Genomic DNA, 3,588 nt, shown 5'->3' on the forward strand with positions numbered 1-3,588 from the left:
AGCACTCGATTGCAATTACTTTACCGTATTTGCTGTGCTGTTTCTTAAATCCTTTACTAGTAAGCCTTTCAAGACTTAACGGGAAAAGTCAGGTTTTGGAATCTGTTCTCAAACGTAACTCAAATTATACCGGACTTGATTACCTGGAATCACCAGACTTCTACTTTCCCACGCGGGAATGTTCGGGCAGTGTGCTTTTGGCTGAGGGGGATTATAGAGAGTTTAAAAAAGTATCCCCTATGGGCGTTCTCTATTTGGCTTGCAGACACTAAGCAAACATGAGGCCGCTCAAGTTGTCAAAGCCAAATTGCAAACGGCTTGGAAAGGTGATGATAAGCAGACATAGCCAAAATGTCATAAAAAAATTCAAAATCATCCATCGTTTGTGTAACCGCGGGCATAGGAGGAGTTCAACCTTTAGCCTCTCACGCCACTTGCTCCCCAACTTTTGGACGATGCTCCTTCAAGTTGGGAGAAGACCGCAGTTGCTTTCATAGCAGGTTATCCAAAGGAGTACAAGCCGACATAGCCTTTATTTGTTGCCTGACTTTGCCTTTCATATTAAAATTTGGGAGTAATGCTTTATGGTTAATGCAGTCAAACGTTCAATTCGGATATTAAAGATGCGCCCCTCCATGTCTGATTTCCTTTATCACCCTACAGAATTTATCTTCTTGCATTTCCAAACCTTTTTTGCAATGGGCTGTACTTAGGGTAGGTGGGGGGAGGCGATCGCGTAGGTGCGATCGCATCACTGGTTAACTATCTACTGGATGCAGAGAGTTGTCTCCTATGTCATCCTAGATTTAGGAGAGTTAATTCGGTGATGTCTTTGGTTTTAGTATTGAAGGGCTTTTTCCTTTTAGTATTTACAGACTTCTCAGAGAAATTAAAATCTCTACACAGTGATGATTTTGGAGAGAATCGATGTCAATTTATGTAGGTAACCTCTCTTATGACGTTACACAAGAGGATTTAAGTGGTATTTTTGCAGAATATGGTACTGTAAAGCGGGTTCAAGTACCTACTGACCGTGAAACTGGTCGTCCACGAGGCTTTGCTTTTGTGGAAATGGGAACTGAAGCCGAAGAAACAGCTGCCATTGAAGCTCTAGACGGTGCTGAGTGGATGGGTCGTGACCTGAAAGTGAATAAGGCTAAACCTAAAGAAGACAGAGGTGATAGAGGTTCCTTTGGTGGTAACCGAGGAGGATACGGCGGTGGCGGTGGCGGACGCTCCCGCTACTAACCTTGGAAAAAAATTTGCCAAGAGTCTTAAGGTCAGACAAAGAGTCTGTCTTTTTTTTGTACTGCTACTGCCTGCATAGCTATTGATGAAGTCAACTTAGTAGGAGAAATAATGACCCAAGTAATTGTAGGTGACAATGAACACATTGAGTCAGCCTTACGACGATTTAAGCGAGAAGTTTCCAAGGCTGGAATTTTTCCAGACATGAGAAAACATCGTCATTTTGAAACGCCCTTAGAAAAACGCAAGCGCAAAGAAGTTGCCAAGCACAGGCAGAGTAAGAGAAGTTTTCGTAATTAAGGACTGACATACATATAAACGAATGCCCTCATAGATTTTATGAGGGTTTTCTTTTTGCCTATTTTAAAATCAGGAAACCTAAAGAAACGCTAAAATCAAGTCAGCCTTTGTATTGTAGCGGTTGTGTCCCACATCACTCAGAGTGCGGTTCACTGCATAAATCCTGATTGTCAACGTCCTTATCCTCAGCCTTGGGGAAACAAATTTTGTAACAGCTGTGGCGCACCGCTAGAGTTGTTAGACCGCTATGTTCCACTTCAGCCTTTAGGGTCGGGAGGATTTGCTCAAATTTATACGGTTTGGGATGAAAAAACTCAAACCGAAAAAGTGCTGAAAGTGTTGGTAGAAGATTCACCAAAGGCACTGGAATTATTTACCCAAGAGGCGGCAGTTTTATCTAGCTTGCAGCATCCAGGCGTCCCCAAAGTTGATGCCGATGGGTATTTTCACGTGAAATTGTTTAATCCCAAACCACACCAACTGCCTTGTCTGGTAATGGAAAAAATCAATGGGCGGACTTTAGAGGAGATATTAAAAAAGTTTCCCCAAGGGTGTCCAGAAGATTTGGTTTTAAACTGGTTCGCCCAAGCTGTACAGATTTTACAGGAATTACATAAACGTCATATTATTCACCGCGATATCAAACCTTCTAATTTAATGTTGGACTCTTCGCCATCTGTAACCCCGCTTCAAGGGCAAATAGAGGGTGATCGCGTGGTACTAATTGATTTTGGAGGGGCAAAACAGTTTAGCGCCTCTAAGCTACGTTCTCACTCTAGTTCCACCCGATTATTTTCTTCGGGCTACAGTCCACCAGAACAAGTGACTGGAGGTATTGTCGGGCCAAGTGCTGATTTTTATGCCCTCGGTCGAACGGTGATTGAACTACTAACAGGCAAATACCCGTTAGAGTTGGAGGATCAGCAAACGGGGAAATTGCGCTGGCGAACTGCGGTAAATGTCAACCCGCAACTAGCTTCTTTGCTTGATGAAATGGTGCAGGAGGATGTGCGATCGCGTCCAGCAAATGCAGCTATGATTCAAAAACGGTTAGCGAAGATTTCTCGACCATTACCGCCGCCAGGGTTATTTTTCCAACTACGGGATAACGTTAAGCAAGCCTCAACACAAGCTTCCCAGAGATTTAGACTACTAACACAAGCTATTAAACAAGCTTTAGCTAACTTTAGCCAAGCTGTAACTAAAACCGTTATTTTTATTGCTCAGGCAATCATCAAAACCTTCCAAGCTTGTTTAGCGACGATTTGGGCGATGATCCTGACTAGTATCGGCGCTTGTTTTGGTGCGATCGCTGGTTTTATTTTGGCATATCGCACCAGCTTGGGTCGTCAGGTTGTGGAATTGATTTTAAGTCAACTAAACCAATTAGTGCCAAATACTCAACCCGTCTTCGGGGCAGATATTTTGGTGTTCGTCGCCGCCGGCTGGGGAACCGCATGGGGACTAACAGTATCTGGGTGTTTTGGTCAACGGCGGCGCTTTTTAGTGGCGTCGCTGATGGGCATGATTAGCTATGGCTTCGGCTGGTTGATTTTGCAATTAATCACACCAAAAGACAGCGGCGAGGGCTTAGTGGCAGTAATTTTGGTGGCAGTTTGCCTACTCACCTTGAGTTTAGGTCTTCGCAGCCATCACATAGTGTACGCTGTGTTCGCTGCCTTTGGTAGTGCGATCGCCTATGCAGTTTTGATTCTTTTGAGGTTAGCACCTCCGATCTTCCAATTTTCTAGTCAACCAGCCTGGTCAGAGTTATACTTAACTCTGACTTTTTTTGGTTCTCTAGGCTTCTTGATCAGCTTCTGGTTAGGAGTGAGTTACTACCTAATTGTGCCTGGATTGCGCCTTTTAGGGTGGCGGTGAATAAGGCAGGGGCAGGGGAAGATGAAGGAGATGAGGGAGACGAGGGAGAAATAATCAATGCCCAATGCCCAATACCTAAAAACAAGATCCCCCTAGTCGTATTTTTCATCGAGCTAGGGGGATCACATAAGTGGTAGTCTATAAAAGGTTCGGTATAGT

General features: G+C 44.1%; 4 protein-coding genes. All 4 read left to right on the plus strand.

The features are described from left to right. A partial coding sequence (locus tag V7K21_RS27900) for a hypothetical protein (RefSeq protein ID WP_335178977.1) occupies window positions 1-272 on the plus strand: 272 nt, incomplete at its 5' end. A 655-nt stretch (window positions 273-927) separates the two neighbouring features. After that, a complete protein-coding gene (locus V7K21_RS27905; protein ID WP_273762368.1) occupies window positions 928-1,248 on the plus strand; it encodes an RNA recognition motif domain-containing protein in 321 nt (106 codons plus the stop codon). Between the two features lie 111 nt (window positions 1,249-1,359). After that, complete coding sequence (gene rpsU, locus V7K21_RS27910) at window positions 1,360-1,548, plus strand: 30S ribosomal protein S21 (RefSeq protein WP_012407716.1); 189 nt, start codon at window positions 1,360-1,362, stop codon at window positions 1,546-1,548. Between the two features lie 123 nt (window positions 1,549-1,671). Further along, window positions 1,672-3,429, plus strand: coding sequence for a serine/threonine protein kinase (locus tag V7K21_RS27915; protein WP_335178979.1), 1,758 nt, complete (start codon window positions 1,672-1,674; stop codon window positions 3,427-3,429). Window positions 3,430-3,588 lie beyond the last annotated feature (159 nt).

Origin of the sequence: Nostoc sp., from assembly GCF_036919595.1 — a bacterium.
Lineage (GTDB): Bacteria > Cyanobacteriota > Cyanobacteriia > Cyanobacteriales > Nostocaceae > Nostoc.